The organism is Myxococcus sp. AB025B (assembly GCF_006518215.1).
Taxonomy (GTDB): domain Bacteria; phylum Myxococcota; class Myxococcia; order Myxococcales; family Myxococcaceae; genus Myxococcus; species Myxococcus fulvus.
Window position 1 is genome coordinate 17,412 of record NZ_SRLW01000077.1, and the last position, 18,695, is coordinate 36,106.

General features: G+C 70.4%; 15 protein-coding genes. 10 read left to right on the forward strand and 5 right to left on the reverse strand.

What is annotated here, in order from left to right:
- Positions 1-75: 75 nt before the first annotated feature.
- Positions 76-1,539, forward strand: coding sequence for an ELWxxDGT repeat protein (locus tag FL311_RS15285; protein ID WP_141325882.1), 1,464 nt, complete (start codon positions 76-78; stop codon positions 1,537-1,539).
- A 6-nt stretch (positions 1,540-1,545) separates the two neighbouring features.
- Here the strand turns inward: FL311_RS15285 and FL311_RS15290 are convergent, their stop codons facing one another.
- A complete protein-coding gene (locus FL311_RS15290; RefSeq protein ID WP_141325883.1) occupies positions 1,546-2,625 on the reverse strand; it encodes a hypothetical protein in 1,080 nt (359 codons plus the stop codon).
- Between the two features lie 296 nt (positions 2,626-2,921).
- Between FL311_RS15290 and ruvB the strand changes: the two genes are divergently transcribed.
- From ruvB to FL311_RS15320, 6 genes are all read left to right on the forward strand, one after another.
- Positions 2,922-3,953 (forward strand): Holliday junction branch migration DNA helicase RuvB, encoded by a 1,032-nt coding sequence (gene ruvB / locus FL311_RS15295; RefSeq protein ID WP_141325884.1) that lies wholly within the window; start codon positions 2,922-2,924, stop codon positions 3,951-3,953.
- Between the two features lie 13 nt (positions 3,954-3,966).
- On the forward strand, positions 3,967-5,463 hold the full coding sequence (locus tag FL311_RS15300) for a hypothetical protein (protein WP_141325885.1): 1,497 nt from the start codon (positions 3,967-3,969) through the stop codon (positions 5,461-5,463).
- Positions 5,464-5,947: 484 nt separating this feature from the next.
- Positions 5,948-6,892: a UDP-3-O-acyl-N-acetylglucosamine deacetylase gene (gene lpxC / locus FL311_RS15305; protein WP_046715035.1), complete on the forward strand. Its 945-nt coding sequence runs from the start codon at positions 5,948-5,950 to the stop codon at positions 6,890-6,892.
- Positions 6,893-6,948: 56 nt separating this feature from the next.
- Positions 6,949-8,043: a thioredoxin domain-containing protein gene (locus tag FL311_RS15310; RefSeq protein ID WP_141325886.1), complete on the forward strand. Its 1,095-nt coding sequence runs from the start codon at positions 6,949-6,951 to the stop codon at positions 8,041-8,043.
- 25 nt (positions 8,044-8,068) lie between these two features.
- Positions 8,069-9,304 (forward strand): DUF4388 domain-containing protein, encoded by a 1,236-nt coding sequence (locus FL311_RS15315; RefSeq protein WP_141325887.1) that lies wholly within the window; start codon positions 8,069-8,071, stop codon positions 9,302-9,304.
- A 57-nt stretch (positions 9,305-9,361) separates the two neighbouring features.
- On the forward strand, positions 9,362-9,997 hold the full coding sequence (locus FL311_RS15320; RefSeq protein WP_141325888.1) for a hypothetical protein: 636 nt from the start codon (positions 9,362-9,364) through the stop codon (positions 9,995-9,997).
- A 227-nt stretch (positions 9,998-10,224) separates the two neighbouring features.
- Here FL311_RS15320 and FL311_RS15325 read toward each other — a convergent pair whose 3' ends face one another.
- Positions 10,225-11,817, reverse strand: coding sequence for a leucyl aminopeptidase (locus FL311_RS15325; protein ID WP_141325889.1), 1,593 nt, complete (start codon positions 11,815-11,817; stop codon positions 10,225-10,227).
- A 132-nt stretch (positions 11,818-11,949) separates the two neighbouring features.
- Here FL311_RS15325 and FL311_RS15330 point away from each other — a divergent pair, with 132 nt between their 5' ends.
- The 3 genes from FL311_RS15330 (at position 11,950) to FL311_RS15340 (ending at position 14,243) form a co-directional block, all read left to right on the forward strand.
- Complete coding sequence (locus FL311_RS15330; RefSeq protein ID WP_141325890.1) at positions 11,950-12,843, forward strand: zinc dependent phospholipase C family protein; 894 nt, start codon at positions 11,950-11,952, stop codon at positions 12,841-12,843.
- 126 nt (positions 12,844-12,969) lie between these two features.
- Positions 12,970-13,752, forward strand: coding sequence for a sulfite exporter TauE/SafE family protein (locus tag FL311_RS15335; protein WP_141325891.1), 783 nt, complete (start codon positions 12,970-12,972; stop codon positions 13,750-13,752).
- 47 nt (positions 13,753-13,799) lie between these two features.
- Positions 13,800-14,243 (forward strand): hypothetical protein, encoded by a 444-nt coding sequence (locus tag FL311_RS15340; protein ID WP_141325892.1) that lies wholly within the window; start codon positions 13,800-13,802, stop codon positions 14,241-14,243.
- Between the two features lie 31 nt (positions 14,244-14,274).
- On the opposite strand, the gene FL311_RS15345 is transcribed toward FL311_RS15340, so the two are convergent.
- The 3 genes from FL311_RS15345 to fabF form a co-directional block, all read right to left on the reverse strand.
- On the reverse strand, positions 14,275-15,147 hold the full coding sequence (locus tag FL311_RS15345; protein WP_141325893.1) for a tetratricopeptide repeat protein: 873 nt from the start codon (positions 15,145-15,147) through the stop codon (positions 14,275-14,277).
- Between the two features lie 2 nt (positions 15,148-15,149).
- Positions 15,150-16,793 carry a short-chain fatty acyl-CoA regulator family protein gene (locus tag FL311_RS15350; protein ID WP_141325894.1) on the reverse strand — a complete coding sequence of 548 codons (1,644 nt, stop codon included), beginning with the start codon at positions 16,791-16,793 and terminating at the stop codon, positions 15,150-15,152.
- A 333-nt stretch (positions 16,794-17,126) separates the two neighbouring features.
- The gene (gene fabF, locus FL311_RS15355; protein ID WP_141325895.1) at positions 17,127-18,371 is read right to left on the reverse strand and encodes a beta-ketoacyl-ACP synthase II; all 1,245 of its coding nucleotides are present in this window, start codon (positions 18,369-18,371) and stop codon (positions 17,127-17,129) included.
- Positions 18,372-18,695: the final 324 nt, after the last annotated feature.

Genomic DNA, 18,695 nt, shown 5'->3' on the forward strand with positions numbered 1-18,695 from the left:
GAGTTCCGCCACTGGTGACACTTTCCAGCCACAGCGGTGGGGTCGCGGCCTCACGCAGGACAAGGAGTTGCTCACATGAAGGCATGGCGTGGCATCCCGGTGCTCGTGTCCGTTCTTTGGGGAGGGCTCCTCGCGGTGGGGTGTGGTCCCGCGGTCGAAGGCGTCGACGCGGAGGGCGAGGCGGCGGTGGAGTCCGCGCGTGCCGAGGTGGTGGCGGCGGGCCGCGCCTGCGCGTCGGAGCGGGTGATGCCCTCGGGCACGAAGCCGGAGTGGCTGGTGCGCGGCGTGGACCGGCTGTTCTTCAGCGCGGACTCGCAGGAGCAGGGCCGCGAGCTGTGGAGCAGCCCGGGTGGCGGTGGCTGCGCGGGCCTGGTGAAGGACCTCCGGGCGGGAGCGCAGGGCTCGGTGCCGCGCTACCTGACGGCGCTGGGGCGCTGGGTGCTCTTCGCGGCGGATGACGGGCTGCAGGGGCCGGAGCTGTGGCGCACGGACGGCACGGAGGCGGGCACGGTGCGGGTGCTGGACGTGTGGCCGGGCGAGCGGGGCTCGGCGCCGCGCGCGCTCACCCGCGTGGGCACTCACGTCTACTTCCTCGCGGAGGCGCCGGGAAATGGCCAGGAGCTGTGGCGCACGGACGGCACCGCGTCCGGCACTCGGCGGGTGCACGCGTTCATCCCCGGCAGTGACGTGTTGCAGCTGACGGCCTGGGGTGAGCGGCTCGCGCTGGTCTCCTACGACGCCGAGGCCGCGGTGCTCTGGGTGGTCGAGCCGAGCGGCGAGACGCGCGAGGTGTTCCGCTCGGCCGTGGGCGTGTTCGACTCGCTGACGGCGGTGGAGCGTCGGCTCTTCTTCGTGCGCGACACGGGAGAGGGCATCGTGGAGCTGTGGGTGGTGGCGGGGCGTCAGGCCGTCGCGACGAAGGTGCGCGACTTCAGCGGCGGGGCGCCCTCGGAGCTGACCGCGCTGGGGGACCAGGTGTTCTTCCATGCGGGCTCGGACGGCAACTATGGCGAGCTGGGCGACACGCGGCACGGCGGCGAGCTGTGGCGCAGCGACGGCACGACGCAGGGAACCCGCATGGTGCGGGATATCTGGCCGGGGCCGAAGGGCTCGCTGCCCTCGGACCTGGTCGCCATGGACGGCGTGCTGTACTTCGCGGCGGAGGACGGCTGGCGCGGGCGCGAGCTGTGGCGCAGCGACGGCACGGCCCTGGGCACGTGGATGGTCTGGGACCTCCAGTGGGGACCGGAGGGCAGCGAGCCGCGGCAGCTGGTGGCGCAGGACGGCTGGCTGTTCTTCTCGGCGACCACCGCCGCGCATGGCCGCGAGGCGTGGAAGAGCGACGGCTGGCTGTGGAACACGCGCCAGCTGACGGACATCGCCCCCGGCGCGTCGTCGTCGAACCCCCGCTCGTTCGTGCGCTCGGGCCGCGACGTGTTCTTCCTCGCCAACGAGGCCGCCGTGGGCGAGGCGCTCTGGGTGTTGCCGCTCCACGGCGCGTGGCCGTGCGCGGGCCCCCGGGGTGGGAAGGGCTGCTGAAGTCCCTCAGGCGGCGCGGCGGCTCGCGGGCGTGGGCCGCACGTCGCCGAAGTTGGGCGCGGGCAGGACGATGGTGGGCGACAGCCCTGGCGCCAGGAGGTGGGACGTCAGCAGCGAGGACGGGTGGAAGTTCACGAAGGCGCCCTCCACCGCGGAGGGCCCGGCGAAGAGCTTCTCCACCACCATGGAGGAGTATTGCAGCAGGGAGTCCTCGCGGCTGTTGCCGTTGAGCACCACCTCCCAGCCCATGTGCTCGGCGAAGCGGCGCACCCCGGGGATGGCGGAGAGCAGCGGCGTGTAGCTCTCCGTGGCCACGCCGTTCTCGCTGGTGACGAACACCTCGCGCGAGGTGGCCACCGCCAGGGACATGTTGCCGCGCGTGTGGCCCGGCGTGCTCAGGATGGCCGCGCCCGTGCCCAGCCACGTGTCCCCGTCCAGCAGCACCACGCGCTCCTCGGGGATGTCCGCGCCGCCGGGGACGAACCACACCGACTGCATCGGGTGCAGGTCCTTCACCATCTCCCACTCCGCGCGCTGCACCAGCAGCTTCGCGCGCGGGAAGTACGCGGACAGGCCGTCACCGCCCAGCCACCCGCGCAGGTCCTGGATGTGCAGGTGGTCGAAGGCGAGGAAGTCCACGTCCCCGGGCGTCAGCCCCAGCGAGGCCAGGTGGCTCTGCACCGTGCCGTGCTGGGTGGACATCACCTTGTCGGAGACGAAGGCGCCGTAGCGCTCCCGGAGTGAGCGGTAGAAGGGCGCCGCCTGTCCCCGCTCGTAGTCGGTGGGGTTGAACAGGAGCGTGCGCCGCTCGCCGTTCGCGTCCACGAACTGCACCACCTGCATGCGGTGGGTCATCATCACGTACGGCGCCGGAGAGCTGGCCGCGCCGCTGAAGGCGAACAGCGACGGGTAGGGGAAGGTGACGAGCTCGCACGTGGCCACCGCCGCCACCGGGCCCTCCTGGACGAAGCGCTCGCGGGCCTGGAGCGCCGCGCGGCGCAGCTTCTGGAGGCGCGGGCCGGGCAGCGTCTCGGCGTGGGCCTCGGCGAGGAAGGGCAGGGGACGGAACGCGGGGCTCTGGCTCATGGGCTCACCGTGACTGCGAGACGTCGATGACCTTGGCGACCGGAAAGGTGCTTCGCGAGGGCATGTTCTCGCGCCCCCGGGCCATCCCGCCAAGTCGCCTGGAGCGCGTTTTTCACGAGCGTCCGCCAGTCCACAGGCGCGCCTGCCGGGCGGCCTCACTCCGAGCGAATGGGGCCCGTGTGTCCACGGGCGTCCGGGGCGGGCTCCCGCTCGCCGGTCGGCCGGTCTCCGGGGTGTCCCGGGAGGCTTGCTCCGAGGATGTGGGCGACACGCGGGGCCTTCCTGTATAGGGTCACATGGTCATGGCGAGGAAGTCCGACACTCTCTCCGAAGAGGTCCTCCCGGAGGACGTCCGGCTCGAGGCCTCCCTGCGTCCGCGCTCGTTCGACGAGTACGTGGGGCAGGGCTCCGTCGTCGAGAAGCTCAAGGTCTACGTGCAGGCGGCCAGGAGCCGGGGCGACGCGCTGGACCACTGCCTGTTCTCCGGGCCCCCTGGCCTGGGCAAGACGTCGCTGGCGCACATCATCTCCAACGAGCTGGGCGCGGCCATCCACGTCACCAGCGGCCCCGCGTTGGAGCGCAAGGGCGACCTGGCCGGTCTGCTCACCAACCTGAACGCGCGCGACGTCCTCTTCATCGATGAAATCCACCGCCTCAACGCCGCCGTGGAGGAGTACCTCTACCCGGCGATGGAGGACTTCCGGCTGGACATCACCATCGACACGGGGCCAGCCGCCCGGGCGATGAAGATCGACTTGCCGCCCTTCACGCTCATCGGCGCCACCACGCGCACGGGCCTGCTCACCTCGCCCTTGCGTGACCGGTTCCAGATCCAGGAGCGCCTGGAGTACTACGACGCCCAGGCGCTGGAGCTCATCCTCCACCGCTCCGCGCGCATCCTCGGCATCCCCCTGGACAGGGACGCCGCGCGCGAGGTGGCCACGCGCTCGCGCGGCACGCCCCGCATCGTCAACCGGCTCCTGCGCCGGCTGCGCGACTTCGCGGAGGTGGAGGGCAACGGCCGCATCTCCCTGGAGCTGGCCAAGAAGTCCCTGGACCGGCTGGGTGTGGACGCCAGTGGTTTGGACTCCATGGACCGGAAGATCCTCCTCACCATCCTGGACAAGTTCGGTGGGGGCCCGGTGGGTGTGGAGACCATCGCCGCCAGCGTGGGCGAGCAACGCGATACGATTGAGGACGTGTACGAGCCCTTCCTCATGCAGGAGGGCTTCCTCCAACGCACGCCCCGGGGCCGGATGGCCACGCACCGCACCTACCAGTATTTCAAGAAGCAGCCACCGCCCACGCCCCAGGGCAGCCTCTTCTGACCTCCCGCGAGCCATGAGCCAGGCCACCTCTCCCGCGTCTCCCGCCTCCGGACCCACCACCCTCCGCGTCGCGCGTGACTTCTACGCGGACCTGATGCGGGCCTCGCAGACGTCGCGCGCGGGCTTCCTCGCCGAGCGCGAGCGCTGGCTGCGCGGCGTGCCGGTGGATGGCCGCGAGGAGCTGCTCTTCGAGTTCGAGATGCTGCTGCGCGCGGTGGAGCGCTACCTCAACCTCACCGCCGTGGTGGACGCCAAGGACCGGCCGCTCGTCACGCGCGACTTCCACGAGGAGCTGGTGGACGTGCGCGACGCCATGGACCGCGCCATCCGCGTCGCCCGCCACCTGCAGGACCCCGACAGCGACCAGAAGATGGTCTTCCGCAAGTACGTGGAGACCCAGCTGGCCGACGACCGGGTGCGCCGCGCGCTCATCGAGGAGGAGCTGGACCAGCAGACCGCCCCGGAGAGCCTCTTCGTGCTGCGCGAGGACCTGGACGCGCTCCGCAACCTCCTGGACCACCTGCTCCAGTTGCCCACCGCGCGGCTCAACCTGTTCCAGGACCTGGGCAAGCTCGCGCTGAAGGAGATCGTCCTCAACCGCTACTTCCGGCCCTTCCGCCCGCTGGAGTTCCGCGTCGAGTACGACCGGCTGCGCTCCGTGCGCATCCTGGACACCCTGTCACAGATGTCAGAGGAGCCGCGGACGGCCTTCGCCACCGCCTTCCTGGGCCTGTTCCGGCTGTTGCACTACCTGTCCTACGTGGACGCGGAAGGGACGCCCCCCGTGCCGCGCCGCGTCCGGGTGCTGCTGGCCCTGGTGCGCAGCGAGACGCACGCCCTGGCCACGTGGATGCACGCGGAGCTGTCCCCCAGGGCGGGCTCCAAGGCGCTCCAGGCCGCCGCGCTGAGGGCCGCGCGGGACCTGGCCAAGGAGGCCGAGCGCATCGGCCGGGAGGTGCTCGCCCACGTGGACCGGGAGCCGGACGCGCCCCAGCGCGCCGCCGCCGCCTTCACCACGCTCCTGCGCACGCAAGTCGTCGCGCTGGTGGAGTCGCTCGCGCCCAACGGCGGCCTGACGGACGGCGTCTTCGACCACCTGGTGAGCCCCCAGGACGCCGCGCTGCGGCTGCGCAAGGACCTGTGGGTCTACGCCCAGCTGTGCCGCGCCGCCGAGGGACACCTGCGCGCCGATGACGTCCCCTCCGCCGAGCGGGCCCTGGACGCGCTCAAGAGCTTCCTGGGCTACTTCCACGACGGGGGCTACCAGCTCTTGCGCTACGCGGACTACGACGCCTTCGACCGCTTCACCGCGCTGCTGGTGGAGCTGCCCTGGCCGCCCGAGGGCCCCGGCATCCGCTCCCGCCTCGCCGAGGACCTGCGCCGCTTCAGCCAGACGCTCGAGTCCACCTTCCACGCTGTCAGCCGCCGCACCCTCCTGCAGGGCAGGGGCTTCGACCGCCAGGAGGCCGAGGCCCTGAGAGATCGCTTCGTGGCCGCCGCGCCCCGCTGAGCCGGCTGTCGCGGGGTTGCGAGGACCCACGCCCACGCGCACTGTATGACGCAAGCCCCCACGACGGGTGCTCATACGGGGCGTGTTTGCTTCCAGCCAGTTCCTTGCGCTATGGACGCCCCCGTGTTGCATGGAAGACACGCTTCGTTACGAAGCGCGTCACGGTGATGGGCGGCGGCGGAGGCGGTGATGGAATCCCGGACACCAATGTCACGGTTTCGGGCGATTTCACCGGGCCTCCAACGGGGGGCGGGTGTCTGGCCACGAGGGGCACCCACCGCGATGTCAGAAAAAGACCAGCCATTCCAACGGGTTCGAACCACTCAAGGACCCCTCGGAGGCCCCCGGGATGTCACGCGGTCGTGGCATGCCACTTGCTGAATCTGCGCGTCGCGTCAGACCACTGTTGAACGATTCCGGCGCCATCTGGCCAGATGACCGTTCGGAAGTCCCGCAGCACGAGCAGCCACGAGGCGACACCGACATGCCCCCGTCTTCCTACAACCAGCGCACCCTCTCGAAGACCGCCAGCCTCCAGGGCATCGGGCTCCACTCGGGCGCGAAGGTGACGCTCACGCTGCGTCCGGCCCCCGCGGGGCACGGCATCGTCTTCGTGCGTACGGACCTGCCCCGGCCGGTGAGCATCCCCGCCCTGGCGGAGTACGTGGTGGACACGGTGCTGGCGACGACGCTGGGCCGCGACGGCGCCAAGGTGGCCACGGTGGAGCACCTCATGTCGGCCATGGCGGGCATGGGCATCGACAACGCCCGGGTGGAGCTGGACGGCCCGGAGGTCCCCATCATGGACGGCAGCGCCGCCCCGTTCGCGGCCCTCATCCAGGAGGCCGGCGTGCGCGAGCTGGACGCGCCCAAGGAGCTGCTCGTCATCAAGAAGCCGGTGTCCGTGGTGGACGGCGACAAGCAGGCCTCGCTCACCCCGTCGCGCCACTTCCGCATCAGCTGCACCATCGACTTCGAGCACCCCGTCATCCAGGGCCAGGCGTTCGACCTGGACTTCAGCGACCGGGACTTCTCGCGGGAGATTTCGCGCGCGCGCACGTTCTGCTTCCTGCGCGACGTGGAGAAGCTCAAGAGCCTGGGCCTGGCGCGCGGCGGCTCGCTGGACAACGCCATCGTCGTGGACGAGGTCTCCATCCTCAACCCCGAGGGCCTGCGCTTCACCGACGAGTTCGTGCGTCACAAGATTTTGGACGCCATCGGTGATGTGTCTCTGTTCGGCAGGCCTGTCATTGGTCATTTGACGGCGTACAAGACGGGGCACGCGCTCAATCACAAGCTGGTGCGCAAGGTCCTGTCGGACCCGAGCTGCTATGAGATTGTCCCGGCGCGTCGCCGCGACGTGGAGGGCCTGGAGCTGGGCCTGCCCGGCCTTGCTGGCGCGCTGGAGCTGGAGCCGCTCGTCGCCTGAAAGGGCGTCTTGCATTTCCTTGCAGGTCGGGGCTGCCTCGACTAAGTCGCGGGCTTATGCCCATGCGTCCAACCCCCGTCATCCTCGCCGCGCTGCTGGCGGCTTCGTTCACCGCCGGTTGCAACAAGGAGAAGGCGCCGGCCACCGCGCAGGCTCCCGCCGCCGCCGCGGCCACTCCGGGTGAGCCCACCCCGGACACCGTGGTCGCCACGTTCGGCGACGGACAGAAGATCACCTACAAGGAGCTCAACGAGCGCGTCTCGGAGCCCCTGGCCAACCTCGAGAAGCAGAAGTTCCAGCTGCGCAAGCGCGGCCTCGAGGGCATGGTGACCGAGAAGCTGGTCGACGCGGAGGCCAAGAAGCGCGGCATCTCCCAGGACCAGTTCCTCAAGGCGGAGATCGACGACAAGGTCGAGGCGCCCACCGAGGAGAAGATCAAGGAGGTCTTCGACGGCGCCAAGGGCCAGCTGCCCCCCGGCTCGACGTTCGAGCAGATGAAGCCGCAGATCGTCGACTTCCTCACCCAGCAGCCCAAGCAGGAGCGCGCCCAGGCCCTGTTCGCGGAGCTGCGCAAGAACGCCAACGTGCAGATCACCCTGCCCGAGCCGCCGCGCCCGCCGGCCGAGCGCAAGCAGGTGGCCGCCACCGGCCCGTCGAAGGGTCCGGACAACGCGCCCGTCACCATCGTCGAGTTCAGCGACTTCCAGTGCCCGTTCTGCAGCCGCGCCAACGCCGCCGTGGACCAGGTCTTCAAGGAGTACGACGGCAAGGTGAAGCTGGTGTTCCGCCAGTTCCCGCTCGACTTCCACAAGGAGGCGCAGAAGGCCGCCGAGGCGTCGCTGTGCGCGGCGGACCAGAACAAGTTCTGGGAGATGCATGACAAGCTGTTCGCCAGCCAGAGCGCCCTGCAGGTGGAGAACCTCAAGAAGTACGCGGGTGAGCTGCAACTGGACCAGGCGAAGTTCGACAAGTGCCTGGACTCCGGTGAGAAGGCCACCATCGTGAAGACGGACATGGCGGACGCGCAGAAGGTCGGCGTCAGCGGCACGCCGGCGTTCTTCATCAACGGCGTCATGCTCTCCGGCGCGCAGCCCTTCGAGGAGTTCAAGAGCATCATCGACGCCGAGCTGAAGCCGACGGCGCAGAAGTAATCCCGACGCACGGAGGACACGGGCGGTGGCCCAGAAACCCAAGGCCACGCCCCGGCTCGGTGGCGAGGCGACTTCCCTCGACCTGGAGAAGTCGCTCTCCCAGGGCCTGTCCTCCTCCCGTCCCCTCTCGGCCTGGTTCCACGGGCCGGAGGGGATGGTGCTCCTCCATGAGCCCTCGGGCTTCGCCGGCTTCCTGGCCGGGACGCTCGGGACGTTGTCCGTGGAGGAGGTCTTCGCCCACGTGCTGACGGGCATCCGCAGCGGCCTGTTGGCGGTGCAGCACGGCGCCGTTCGCAGGACGGTGTCCTTCCGGGACGGGCAGGTGGTGTTCGCCACGTCCACGGAGCGCTGGGAGCGGCTGGGCGCGGTGCTGGTGCGGCTGGGGCTGGTGACGCAGGCGCAGCTCACGCAGGCGCTCTCGCGCGTGACGCCGTCGCGGCGCATCGGCCAGGTGCTCACGTCCGAGGGCATGGTCTCCGAGGCGAACCTCTACAGCGCGATGACGTACGTGGTGCGCGAGGTGGTGCTGAGCCTCTTCGAGCTGACGGAGGGCAGCTTCCTGTTCGTCGAGGGGCCCGCGCCCATGGCGGACGTGGTGAAGCTGCCGGAGCGCACGCGGGATCTGGTGCTCACCGGCATCAAGCGCTCGGAGGAGCTGTCGCGGCTCAGGCGCCGCTATCCGGACGACACGCGCGTGGAGGTGGGCCCTGCTGGCGCGCGCGCGGGTGAGGAGCGCTTCTTCCAGCGGATGGGCTCGGGCACGACGGTGGGCGAGCTGCGGCTCGTGCGCGAGAGCGGCGCGCACGCGTTCTTCACGTGGCTGGAGGAGTGCGTGCGGGGCGGGCACCTCCAGGTGAAGCCCGCGGCGCCGCCCGTGCCTCCGCCGCCCGCGGTGGAGGGCATGGCCTGGGAGTTGTTGTCCGCGGAGGAGCGCTACAACCTGCTGTTGTCGCTCATCCACCGCGCGCTGCGCGACGCGGGGCAGGACGTGGACCTGATGCGCGGCTTCCTCGACGCGCCGCCCTCGGGGCTGGAGGACGCGTTCTCCGGTGTGGTGCTCGGGCCGGACGGGCGGGTGGACGTGACGCGGCTGCGGGCGAACCTTGCGTCCGGTGGTGAGGCCGTGGCGCGGGCGCTGACGCTGGAGGCGCTGGACGCCATCGTGTCCTACGCGCTGTTCACCGCGCGCAACGTGCTGCCTCCGGACGTGGCGGAGCGGCTGTCCAACACCTACCGGACCCTCCAGGGAGGGCTGGCCTAGCAGGCGCCACATGGCCACGTTCGCGACCACGGCGTTGGTGGTCGGGGGATGCGTGTCATGGGTGTTCTGCGGAAGCTGGCGTGGGGTTTCCTGGTGTTGGGCACGGCGTGCAGTGGCTCGCGCCAGGCCGTGAAGGCCGACGCGGCGGCGACGGAGCCGGGCACGGGCGGCTCCGGTCCCCCGGTGGCGGCGCAGACGGCGTCGGTGTCCGGGCCCTACGTCGACGAGGAGCTGGGGTTCGAAATCATCCGCCCCAGCGACGAGTGGCACCTGGTGGTGACGAACGAGCGCACGCCGGAGGGACTGGCGATTCCCGTCGTCCTGCGCCACCCGCCCTCCAACGCGCAGGTGGTGCTGCAGGTGGCGCCGGAGGTGGTGTCACCCACCCAGTTCGCCGAGCGGCTCGCGGAGGGCCTGCGTCAGCAGCCGGGCTTCACCACCACGGACCCGGTGCCGCTCGCGCTGTCGGACAAGGCGGTGGGCTTCGACTTCCAGGTGGGGGAGGGCGTGCATGGCCGCGTCGCCGTGCGCGAGGGGCAGGAGGGCCGCGTGCTGATGATGCTGGCCACCTGGCCCGCGCTGGCGACCGCAGGTGACATCCAGAACGTGGATGCCCTCATCCAGGGCATCCGGCCGCTGCCGGAGCGCAAGAAGCCGCTGCCGGGCACCGTGCCTCAGGCCGCGCGTCCCTGAGCTTCCTCCGTCCGCTAGAGGTCGCCAGGCGCGTCCGCGCCGCGCGCAAGAAGCCGCTGCCGGGCACCGTGCCTCAGGCCGCGCGTCCCTGAGCTTCCTCCGTCGCTGGAGGTCGCCTGGCGCGCCCGATCCTCACGCAGCGCCACGCGCCTGCGCGGTCCGCGCAAGCGCCGCTGCCACGAGCTCCACGAAGGCGTGGGGCTCGCGGACACCGCCGACAGGAGGCGTCAGCCGCGCGTGGACTTCTTCGCGCCGCGCGCCTGGCGAGCGGGCTTCGCGGGGGCCTCGGCCACCTCTTCGCCCTGCGTCTGTGCGCGCAGCCGCACCCACTCGACCAGGGTGCGCACGCCCACGCCAGTGCCGCCCTTGGAGAGGTAGCCGCGCTCCTTGGGGCTGTTGGAGGGCCCCGCGATGTCCAGGTGCACCCACGGCGTGTCGCCGACGAACTCCTTGAGGAACAGCGCGGCGTTGATGGACCCGCCCCAGCGCTCGCCGGAGTTCTTCATGTCGGCGACCTCGGAGCGCAGCGCGTCCTTCTGCAGCTCGCTCACCGGCAGGCGCCACATCTCCTCGCCCGCGGTGCGCGCGGACTGGAGCACCTGGTTGACGGTGTCGTCGTCGTCACCGAAGGCGCCGACGATGTAGTTGCCCAGCGCGACGATGCACGCGCCCGTGAGCGTGGCCAGGTCGATGACGGCGGACGGCTTGTGCTCACACGCCCACGTCAGCATGTCGCCCAGCACCAGCCGGCCCTCGGCGTCCGTGTTGGTGATCTCCACCGTCTTGCCCAGCCGCGACGTGAGGATGTCACCGGGCTTGTACGCGTTGCCGGCCGGCATGTTCTCGCACGCGCCGATGAAGGCATGCACGGGGAAGGGCGGCTTGAGCTGGGCGATGACCTGCATGGCGCCCAGCACCGCGGCCGAGCCCGCCATGTCCGTCTTCATGTCCACCATGCCCTCGGTGGGCTTGAGCGACAGGCCGCCCGAGTCGAACGTAATGGCCTTGCCCACCAGCGCCAGCGGAGGCCGCTTCGCGTCGCGCGCGTTCTTCGGCGTGTACTCCACGTGGATGAGCCGCGGCTCCTCGGTGCTCCCGGCCGTGACGCCCAGGAACATGCCCATCCGCAGCTTCTCGATTTCGCGCTGACCGCCGATGGTGATCTTCAGCCCGTGCTCCTTGGCGGACTTGCGCGCAGCCTCCGCCAGCACCGTGGGCGTCACCGCGTTGGGCGGCTCGTTCACCAAATCCCTGGCCCAGTTGGTCGCCTCGGCCACGCGCTTGCCCAGCGCGAGCGCGTCCTCGAGGTCGCGCGACTTCTCCACGCCCTCGGGCAGCACCAGGGACACCTTGACGGGCTTCTTCGCGCCCTTCTCCTCGCGCGCGGAGGACTTGTACTTGTCGAACTTGTACGCGCCCAGCTCCAGCCCCTCCACCACCGCGCGCACCGCGTCCGCCTGCGCGTCCGTGACGGGGAGCGCCACCACGAGCGAGGCCACCTTCAGCCGCTGGGCCGTCTTCGCCGCGCGTCCGGCGGCTAGCCGCAGCACCTCCGGGTGGAAGCGCGCGCGGCTGCCCAGGCCCAACAGCAGCACCCGGCCCGCCGGGGTTCGGCCGAGCGTGTGCATCACCAGGGACTGGTCCGCCTTCGCCTTGAAGCCCTCCTGGGTGGCGGCGCCGCGCAGGCGGCCCTCCAGCGCGCTGTCCGCCGCGACGAGACCCGCCGGGGCACCCTCACCCAGCTCACCCTCGAAGAGCGGAATGACGAGCAGCTCGCCATTCGCAAGGGAGGCGTCGCCGGAGACGAAGGAGAAATTCATGGGCCGATGGACTCCTGAACGGATGAGGGAAGACGAAAGGTCGCGGACTGTAACGCCCGCCCTGTTGCACGCAAAGCGTTGGATTTCATTCGAGCGTTGCATTGCCGCGAGGGGCTGGGTAGCAGTCAGGCAATGCCCACCTTGCTGATGCATCTGACCGCCATCGAACGGTTGGCCGCCAACCCCGGAGAGCTGCCTCCGGAGTGGGTGCGTGCGCTCTCGGAGGACCTGCCCTACGCGCGCTTCGGCGCGGCGCTGCCGGACCTGCCCCTGTGCGAGGGCGTCCGCGGCGGGCTCGCCGCCTTCCTGCCCGAGCGCGAGATGCCGCTGTTCTCGCGGCTGTACCACGAGCGCGCGCCGGTGGGCTTCGGCCTGAAGATGGCGGAGCTCGTCGCCACGGGCGCGCTGGTGGGCACCGAGCCGGGACTGGCCCTGCTGTCCGGCTACTTCACGCACCTGTGCATGGACCGCCGGCTGCACCCCATCGTCGACCAGCTCGTGGTGAAGCACCGCCGGCGGGGCGAGCGGGCGCTGGCCGCGCACCGCGACATCGAGTGGGCGCAGACGCTGTTCTACCTGCGCGAGCTGCACGGCGTGGACCTGCTCGGCACGCCCCGGCTGCGCGAGAAGTGTCAGGTGGTGAAGAGCCCGGGCTTCCCGTGGCGCGGCATCGGCCGGGGCATCTACGAACTGGTGCGCCTGTCCTCGCAGGAGCGCGTGGGGCAGGCGCCCTCCAAGGCGGACGTGGATGGCTGGGTGCGCGGGCTGTACGTCTCCGGACTCTTCCTCTCCAGCCCCGTGGGCCGCACGCGCGCGCTGCCCGCCTTCGCCCGCCTGTCCTTCCAGGAGCTGTATCGCAACGACACCTTCGACTTCGCCCAGGAGGTCGAAGGTGCGCTGGAGTCGGCGCGTGGAGTCCTTCGGAGGTTGCACGGCTACATGGCCAGGGGCACCTTCACGCCTCGGACGCGGGCGCGCTTCCTGGAGGCCTTCCCCGAGGGAACGCTGGGGGTTCGAGCGGCTTGACGCACCCGCCCCACGCCCTGCGGTGCCAGGGCGTTTCGCGCGCAGAGCAACCGTCCTGCCGAGCCTGCCTGCCGTCGGGGAATGCCGCTGTGCGAGGCGGCTCACCGCTCCTATCCTCGTGGAGGAATGACGGTACTTCTCCTCATGGTGGTGGGCGGGCTCGCGGGGGCGTTGGGAGCGATGCTCGGCATCGGGGGCGGCATCGTGCTCGTGCCCGCGCTGGTGCTGGGCTTCGGGCTGCCGCTGGAGGAGGCGGTGCCGGCGAGCCTCATGTGCGTGGTGGCCAACTCGTGCGCGGCCGCCGCCGGCTATGTGGACAACCACCTGAGTGACATCCGGCTGGGGCTGACGCTGGAGCTGGCCACGGTGCTGGGCGCCATCGCGGGGGGCCTCGTCGCGGCGCTCATCGCGCCGGCGATGGTGGCGGTGGTGTTCGGCCTGTTCACGCTCTACGTGGCCCTGCAGATGATTCTGCTGCGCTCGCCCCGACGCGAGCCGGCGACGCTGGACGACTACCAGCCGACGAACTATCCGCTGGGCATCTCCGGCTCGTTCGTGGCCGGTGGCCTGTCCGCGCTGCTGGGGGTCGGCGGAGGGCCACTGAAGGTGCCGCTGATGAGCTACGGCATGCACGTGCCCTTCAAGGTGGCCAGCGCCACGAGCAACCTGATGATTGGCGTGACGGGCGCGGCGAGCGTGGCCGCGTACGCGCTGCGCGGGCACCTCAATCTGGCGCTGGTGTCGCCGCTGGTGGTGGGCGTGCTGGCTGGAGCCTATGTGGGCAGCCGGCTGATGCCGAAGGTCCCCACGGCGGTGCTCAAGCGGCTGTTCGCGCTGGTGCTGCTGACGGTGGCGGGGCAGATGTTGTGGAAGGGAGGGGCGGGACTGTGGCCGAGCATCTGGGAGTGAGGGGGGAGGACGCGGACGGAGAAGAGCCTCCAACGGTTTCGGCGGTGATGGCGGAGCCTGCGAGGCTGACGCACAACGCGGTGGCGGCGACGTCCGCTCCGGCCGCGGTGGAGACGGCGCCGGAGCTGGAGTCGGAGCCCGTCACCGCGAGCACCCTGGAGGCACCCGCGCCGAGCACCCCGCGCGTGCGCGACAGGGCGCTGGCCGGAGACCGGTGGATTGCCCGCGTGCTGCGCGTGGGCGCGGTGCTCAGCGGCGGCATGTTCGTGCTGTCGCTGGGGCTGGAGGCGCTGCCGGGCTCGGAGAGCACGCACGTGGCCATCGACCAGCTTCGCAAGGCGGCGGCGTCACTGCTGCTGGTGACGCCGGTGGCGCGGCTGGGCGTGGCGGGCACGCTCCTGGGCCTGCGCGGAGAGTGGCGCTACGCCGTCATCGCCGCGGGCGTGCTGGGCCTGTTGGCCCTGGCGGTGGGGGCCGGCATCCAGGCGTGACGCGCGGCACCCCGTGAGGCGGTGGGGCGCTTCAGGCGCCCCGGGCGGCGAAGTGGGCGAGGATGTTGCGCACCTTGGCGACCTCGTCCATGCGCCCCTGCTCCTCGTAGAGCGGCAGCACGGCCTCCAGCTGCTCCCGGGCCGCGGGCAGGTCCTGGGTGTAGTAGCAGGACAGGCCCAGGTCCCAGCGGGCGCGCGCCTCGTGCACGTGGTCGTGCAGCTCCTGGTACAGCTCCACCGCGCGCAAGAGGTGCGAGCGCGCGCCCTCGTGGTTGCCCAGCAGGCCCTCGGACTCGCCGAGCAGCAGGTGGCCCAGCGCGAGCGCCTCGGGGTCATCGCCCTGCTCCAGCAGGGGAATCGCCTCGAGGAAGCGCTTCCGGGCCGGCTCGTACTCGGCCTTCTCCATGCGGATGTCGCCGATGTCGAGCAGCAGCCGCGCGGTGCGCCCGGTGTTGCGCGTCTGGCGGTAGAGGATGAGCGCCTCCTGGTACTTCTCCTCGGCGGCCTCGGGCTGACCCAGCGCGCGCAGGGACTCGCCGACGCAGGCGCGGCACATCGCCTCGCCCTCGCGGTCCTTGGTCTCGTTGAAGAGCATCGCGGCCTTGGCGATGAGCTCCAGCGCGCCGCGGTGGTCCTCGAAGTTCGCCTTGGCCACGCCCATGCCGAAGTACGCCTGGGCCAGGCCCGGCTTGTAGCCGGCCTCCTGGAACATCCCGAGCGCCTCCTCGTAGCACTGGCGGCTGGCGGCGTGGTCCTCGAGCAGGCCGTGCAGCTCCGCCAGGCTCACCAGGCCCTGGCCCACGGTGGTGGGCGTGCCGGTGATGCGCAGGGTGGCCAGCTGGTTCTTCTGCTTCTGGAGCGCCTCCAGCAGATGGGCGCGTTCGGTGTCTTCGGGCGGGTGCATGCTCACGCGTCGCCACCCTTGCGGCGCCGGGCCGCCTTGTCCAACGAATCGTGCTTCTCGCTCCCGTCAGCGCCATTGACGCCGGGCTGCGCGCCCCCGCCATTTCCAGTGGCGCCGTGGGCCCCCCCGACGTGGCGCTCCTTCTCCACCTTGTCGGCCTGCTCGTAGCCCAGCAGCGGGGAGAAGAAGCAGTCCTTCTTCGTGTACTCGTCGAACGCGAAGGCGAAGCGGTAGCTGGCCGCCGCGCGCTGGTTGCAGTCGGTGCGCTCGCAGAAGCGGCAGGAGATGCCGGAGGGGATGGCATCCTTGCGCAAGTCATTGGTGGGCAGACCGTACGCCAGGTACTTGGCGTTCTCCGCGTGGGTGCCCAGGCCGATGGAGTAGGCGGTGCCCTTGACGATGGAGCCCTCCGTCGGCTGCAGCTGCACCTTGGCGAAGCAGAAGTACGTGGTGCCGTCCGGCATCATCGAATACTGCCGGGTGAGCTGGGACGGGTTGAGGAAGGCCAGGTGCACGGCCCACTTGCCGCAGCTGCCGCCGCCGCTCGCGAAGCGGATGCCGGTGCCGCTGTAGCGCTTGGAGATGTTGCCGGCGATGTCCGAGCGCAGGAAGTGGAACGGAATGCCCGGGCGCTTGGGGTCCGACAGGTTGCACAGCCGGTGGGCCACCGTCTCGTAGGTGGAGCCGAAGATGCTCGACAAGAGCTCCACGTCGTAGCGCGTGCGCTGCACCTCCTTGAAGAAGTCCCCGTACGGCAGCATCAGCGCGCCGGCGAAGTAGTTGGCCAGGTTCACCTTGATGAGCCGCGTCGTCTCGCCGTGCCGGGTGCGCCCCGCGCCGAGGATGCGCTCGACCAGCTTCTCCTTGTCCAGCATGAGCAGGCCGATGGACGCGGCGATCTGGAACTTCAGCGGCTGCTCGGTGAGGTCCGGTGACAGCGTGAGCGTCTGCTCCTCCGGGTCCAGCCGCCGCACCACGGACGAGCCGCTGGGCGAAGCGTCGATGAGCACGCGGTAGCCGAAGCGCTTCTCCAACAGCTGCATCAGCTGCCCGCTGGTGAGCTGACGCTCCAGGCTCACGTCGCGCCGCAGGGCCTCCGCCTGCTCCTCGATTTCGGGGAAGTAGTTGCGGTGCGTCTCCAGGAAGTCACTCACCTCGTCGAAGGGCGAGTAGTCGAAGCGCACGCCGGGCACGGTGCCGTTGCCGGCGCTGCTGCCTTGCGTCCGCGTGCGCTCCTCCACGTTGAGCTGCGCGAGCACGTTCTCCAACTGCGTGCGCGTGTTCTTGTAGAGGTTGAAGAGCGCGGCCACCGTGCCGGCGAGCTTCGGCTCGGCTGACAGCGACTGGAGCGACTCCGGGTCGATGTCCAGGCTCTTGAGCAGCGGCTCGTCGAGCAGCTTCGCGAGCGCCTCGTCCACCCGGCCCTCGCCCAGCGTGGACATGAACTGCTCGGGGTCCTGGTCGAAGTAGCGCAGGGCCTTCCAGAGCAGCGGGAAGGGCATCACGCGCTTGCCCTTCTCGATGAGGTTCAAGTAGGCGGGGGAGACCCCCAGGTCCTTCGCCGCGTCCGCCTGCTTGATGTTGCGGGCGAGCCGCAGACCCCGGAGCTTCAGGCCCACGTTGGCGTTCAGTGCGTTGTCGTTCATGGCTGAGTCGGATCCACCCAAGGGCGCGCCTGGCCCTCGCGCCTCATGGACCCTTTCAACCACTTTGCAAATCGATTTACCGATTTGCAATCAGCGTTTTTCGACCGCGCTCCCCCTGTGCGGCCGGCGACGGAACAGCCGTCTGCCACCTGTCCGATACCTGTCGAGTATGTGCAACCACATGTAATCGTTGCGCTTTATTCTCGCGTGGATGTGCGTCCGGGGCGGTGTTCGACGCACCTTGTCAAGTGTTTACCGCCGCGATGCGGCATGCGGTTCGCGTGCGTTGGTAAACGAGTTTTCGCGGTTTACAGGGATGATGCGGGACAGGGCTCAGGGGCTCAGCCTTCGAAAGATGAGCGACACGTTGGTGCCGCCGAAGCCGAAGGAGTTGCTCATCACGGCGTCGACCTGGGCGGGCCGGGCGGTGTTGGGCACGCAGTCCAGGTCGATGCGTGGATCCAACCGCTCCAGGTTGATGGTGGGCGGCAGCAGGCCCCGGGTGAGGGCGAGGATGCTGATGACGGCCTCCGCGGCGCCCGCCGCGCCGTTCATGTGGCCGGTCATCGACTTGGTGGAGGAGACGGCGACGGAGCGCGCGGCGTCGCCGAAGACGTGGTGGATGCCCTGGACCTCCATGAGGTCGCCCACGTCCGTGGAGGTGCCGTGCGCGTTGATGTAGCCGATGTCGGCGGGGCGCAAGGCGGCGTCCTTCAGGGCCGCGCGCATGCTGCGCTGGGCGCCCTCGTGCTCGGGGGCGGGCGCGGTGACGTGGTACGCGTCGGCGCTGGCGCCGTAGCCGGTGAGCTCCGCGTGGATGCGGGCGCCCCGGGCGCGTGCATGCTCCAGCTCCTCGAGGACGAGCATGCCGGAGCCCTCGGCGAGCACGAAGCCGTCGCGGTCCGCGTCGAAGGGGCGGCTGGCGGCGTGGGGCGCGTCGTTGCGCAGGGACAAGGCCTGCATGGCGGCGAAGCCTCCGACGCCGAGCAGGGAGATGGGGGCCTCGGCGCCCCCGGCCATCGCCACGTCGAAGTCACCGCGCTGGATGCCGCGCATCGCCTCGCCGATGGCGTGGGCGCTGGTGGAGCACGCGGAGTTGGGCGCCCAGGAGGGGCCCTTGAGGCCATGGCGCAGGCTCACGTAGCCGGGGGCCATGTTGATGATCATCTGGAGGACGAAGAAGGGGCTGATGCGGTCCGGCCCCTTCTCCAGGGTGCGGCGGAAGGTCTCCTCCAGGCTTCCGATTCCACCGATGCCCGAGCCGATGATGGTGGCGATGCGCTCGGCGTTCTCGGGGGTGACTTGCAGGCCCGAGTCCTCCAGGGCCATGTCGGAGGCCACCACGGCGAAGTGGGCGAAGCGGTCCATGCGTCGGGCCTCGCGCCGCTCGATGTGGTCCTCGACCTTGAAGTCCTTCACCTCGCCGGCGATGCGGCAGTCGAGCGCGCTCGCGTCGAAGAGGGTGATGGGGCCCACGCCGCTCTGGCCGCGCACCAGCGCCTCCCAGCTCTTCTCCACGCCCGTCCCGCAGGGGCTGATGAGCCCCAGTCCCGTCACCACCACGCGCCGCTTCTGCATCCGCCGCTCCCTTGCATGGCACGCCAGGAGAACACACGGTCCGGCCGTCCGTGGGCCCTCCCTCTTCGCGACGTGCGCTCGATGCCTCTTTGTATTATGAGTATCATTCCATCTGGCAAGCCTCATTGTCGAGGAACGTGTGGATGTCCGGTCCTGGGACGATGACGGCCATCATTTCATCGAGGGAGAGGCCATGAGCGAGGCGGAGAGCGACGCGCGGACCCGGACGGTGACGTGGCGGGACTACCGGGAGGGGGTGGCGGCGGCGAAGACGATGTCGGGGCTGGAGTACCTGCGCGCCATCGTCCGGGGTGAGGTGCCGGG

Coding starts and splice junctions, on each gene's coding strand:
- ruvB (WP_141325884.1), top strand. CDS start 2,922: ATGGTCATGGCGAGGAAGTCCGACACTCTCTCCGAAGAGGTCCTCCCG.
- FL311_RS15325 (WP_141325889.1), bottom strand. CDS start 11,817: ATGAATTTCTCCTTCGTCTCCGGCGACGCCTCCCTTGCGAATGGCGAG.
- FL311_RS15330 (WP_141325890.1), top strand. CDS start 11,950: ATGCCCACCTTGCTGATGCATCTGACCGCCATCGAACGGTTGGCCGCC.
- FL311_RS15340 (WP_141325892.1), top strand. CDS start 13,800: ATGGCGGAGCCTGCGAGGCTGACGCACAACGCGGTGGCGGCGACGTCC.
- FL311_RS15290 (WP_141325883.1), bottom strand. CDS start 2,625: ATGAGCCAGAGCCCCGCGTTCCGTCCCCTGCCCTTCCTCGCCGAGGCC.
- FL311_RS15285 (WP_141325882.1), top strand. CDS start 76: ATGAAGGCATGGCGTGGCATCCCGGTGCTCGTGTCCGTTCTTTGGGGA.
- FL311_RS15320 (WP_141325888.1), top strand. CDS start 9,362: ATGGGTGTTCTGCGGAAGCTGGCGTGGGGTTTCCTGGTGTTGGGCACG.
- fabF (WP_141325895.1), bottom strand. CDS start 18,371: ATGCAGAAGCGGCGCGTGGTGGTGACGGGACTGGGGCTCATCAGCCCC.
- FL311_RS15300 (WP_141325885.1), top strand. CDS start 3,967: ATGAGCCAGGCCACCTCTCCCGCGTCTCCCGCCTCCGGACCCACCACC.
- FL311_RS15345 (WP_141325893.1), bottom strand. CDS start 15,147: ATGCACCCGCCCGAAGACACCGAACGCGCCCATCTGCTGGAGGCGCTC.
- FL311_RS15335 (WP_141325891.1), top strand. CDS start 12,970: ATGACGGTACTTCTCCTCATGGTGGTGGGCGGGCTCGCGGGGGCGTTG.
- lpxC (WP_046715035.1), top strand. CDS start 5,948: ATGCCCCCGTCTTCCTACAACCAGCGCACCCTCTCGAAGACCGCCAGC.
- FL311_RS15350 (WP_141325894.1), bottom strand. CDS start 16,793: ATGAACGACAACGCACTGAACGCCAACGTGGGCCTGAAGCTCCGGGGT.
- FL311_RS15310 (WP_141325886.1), top strand. CDS start 6,949: ATGCCCATGCGTCCAACCCCCGTCATCCTCGCCGCGCTGCTGGCGGCT.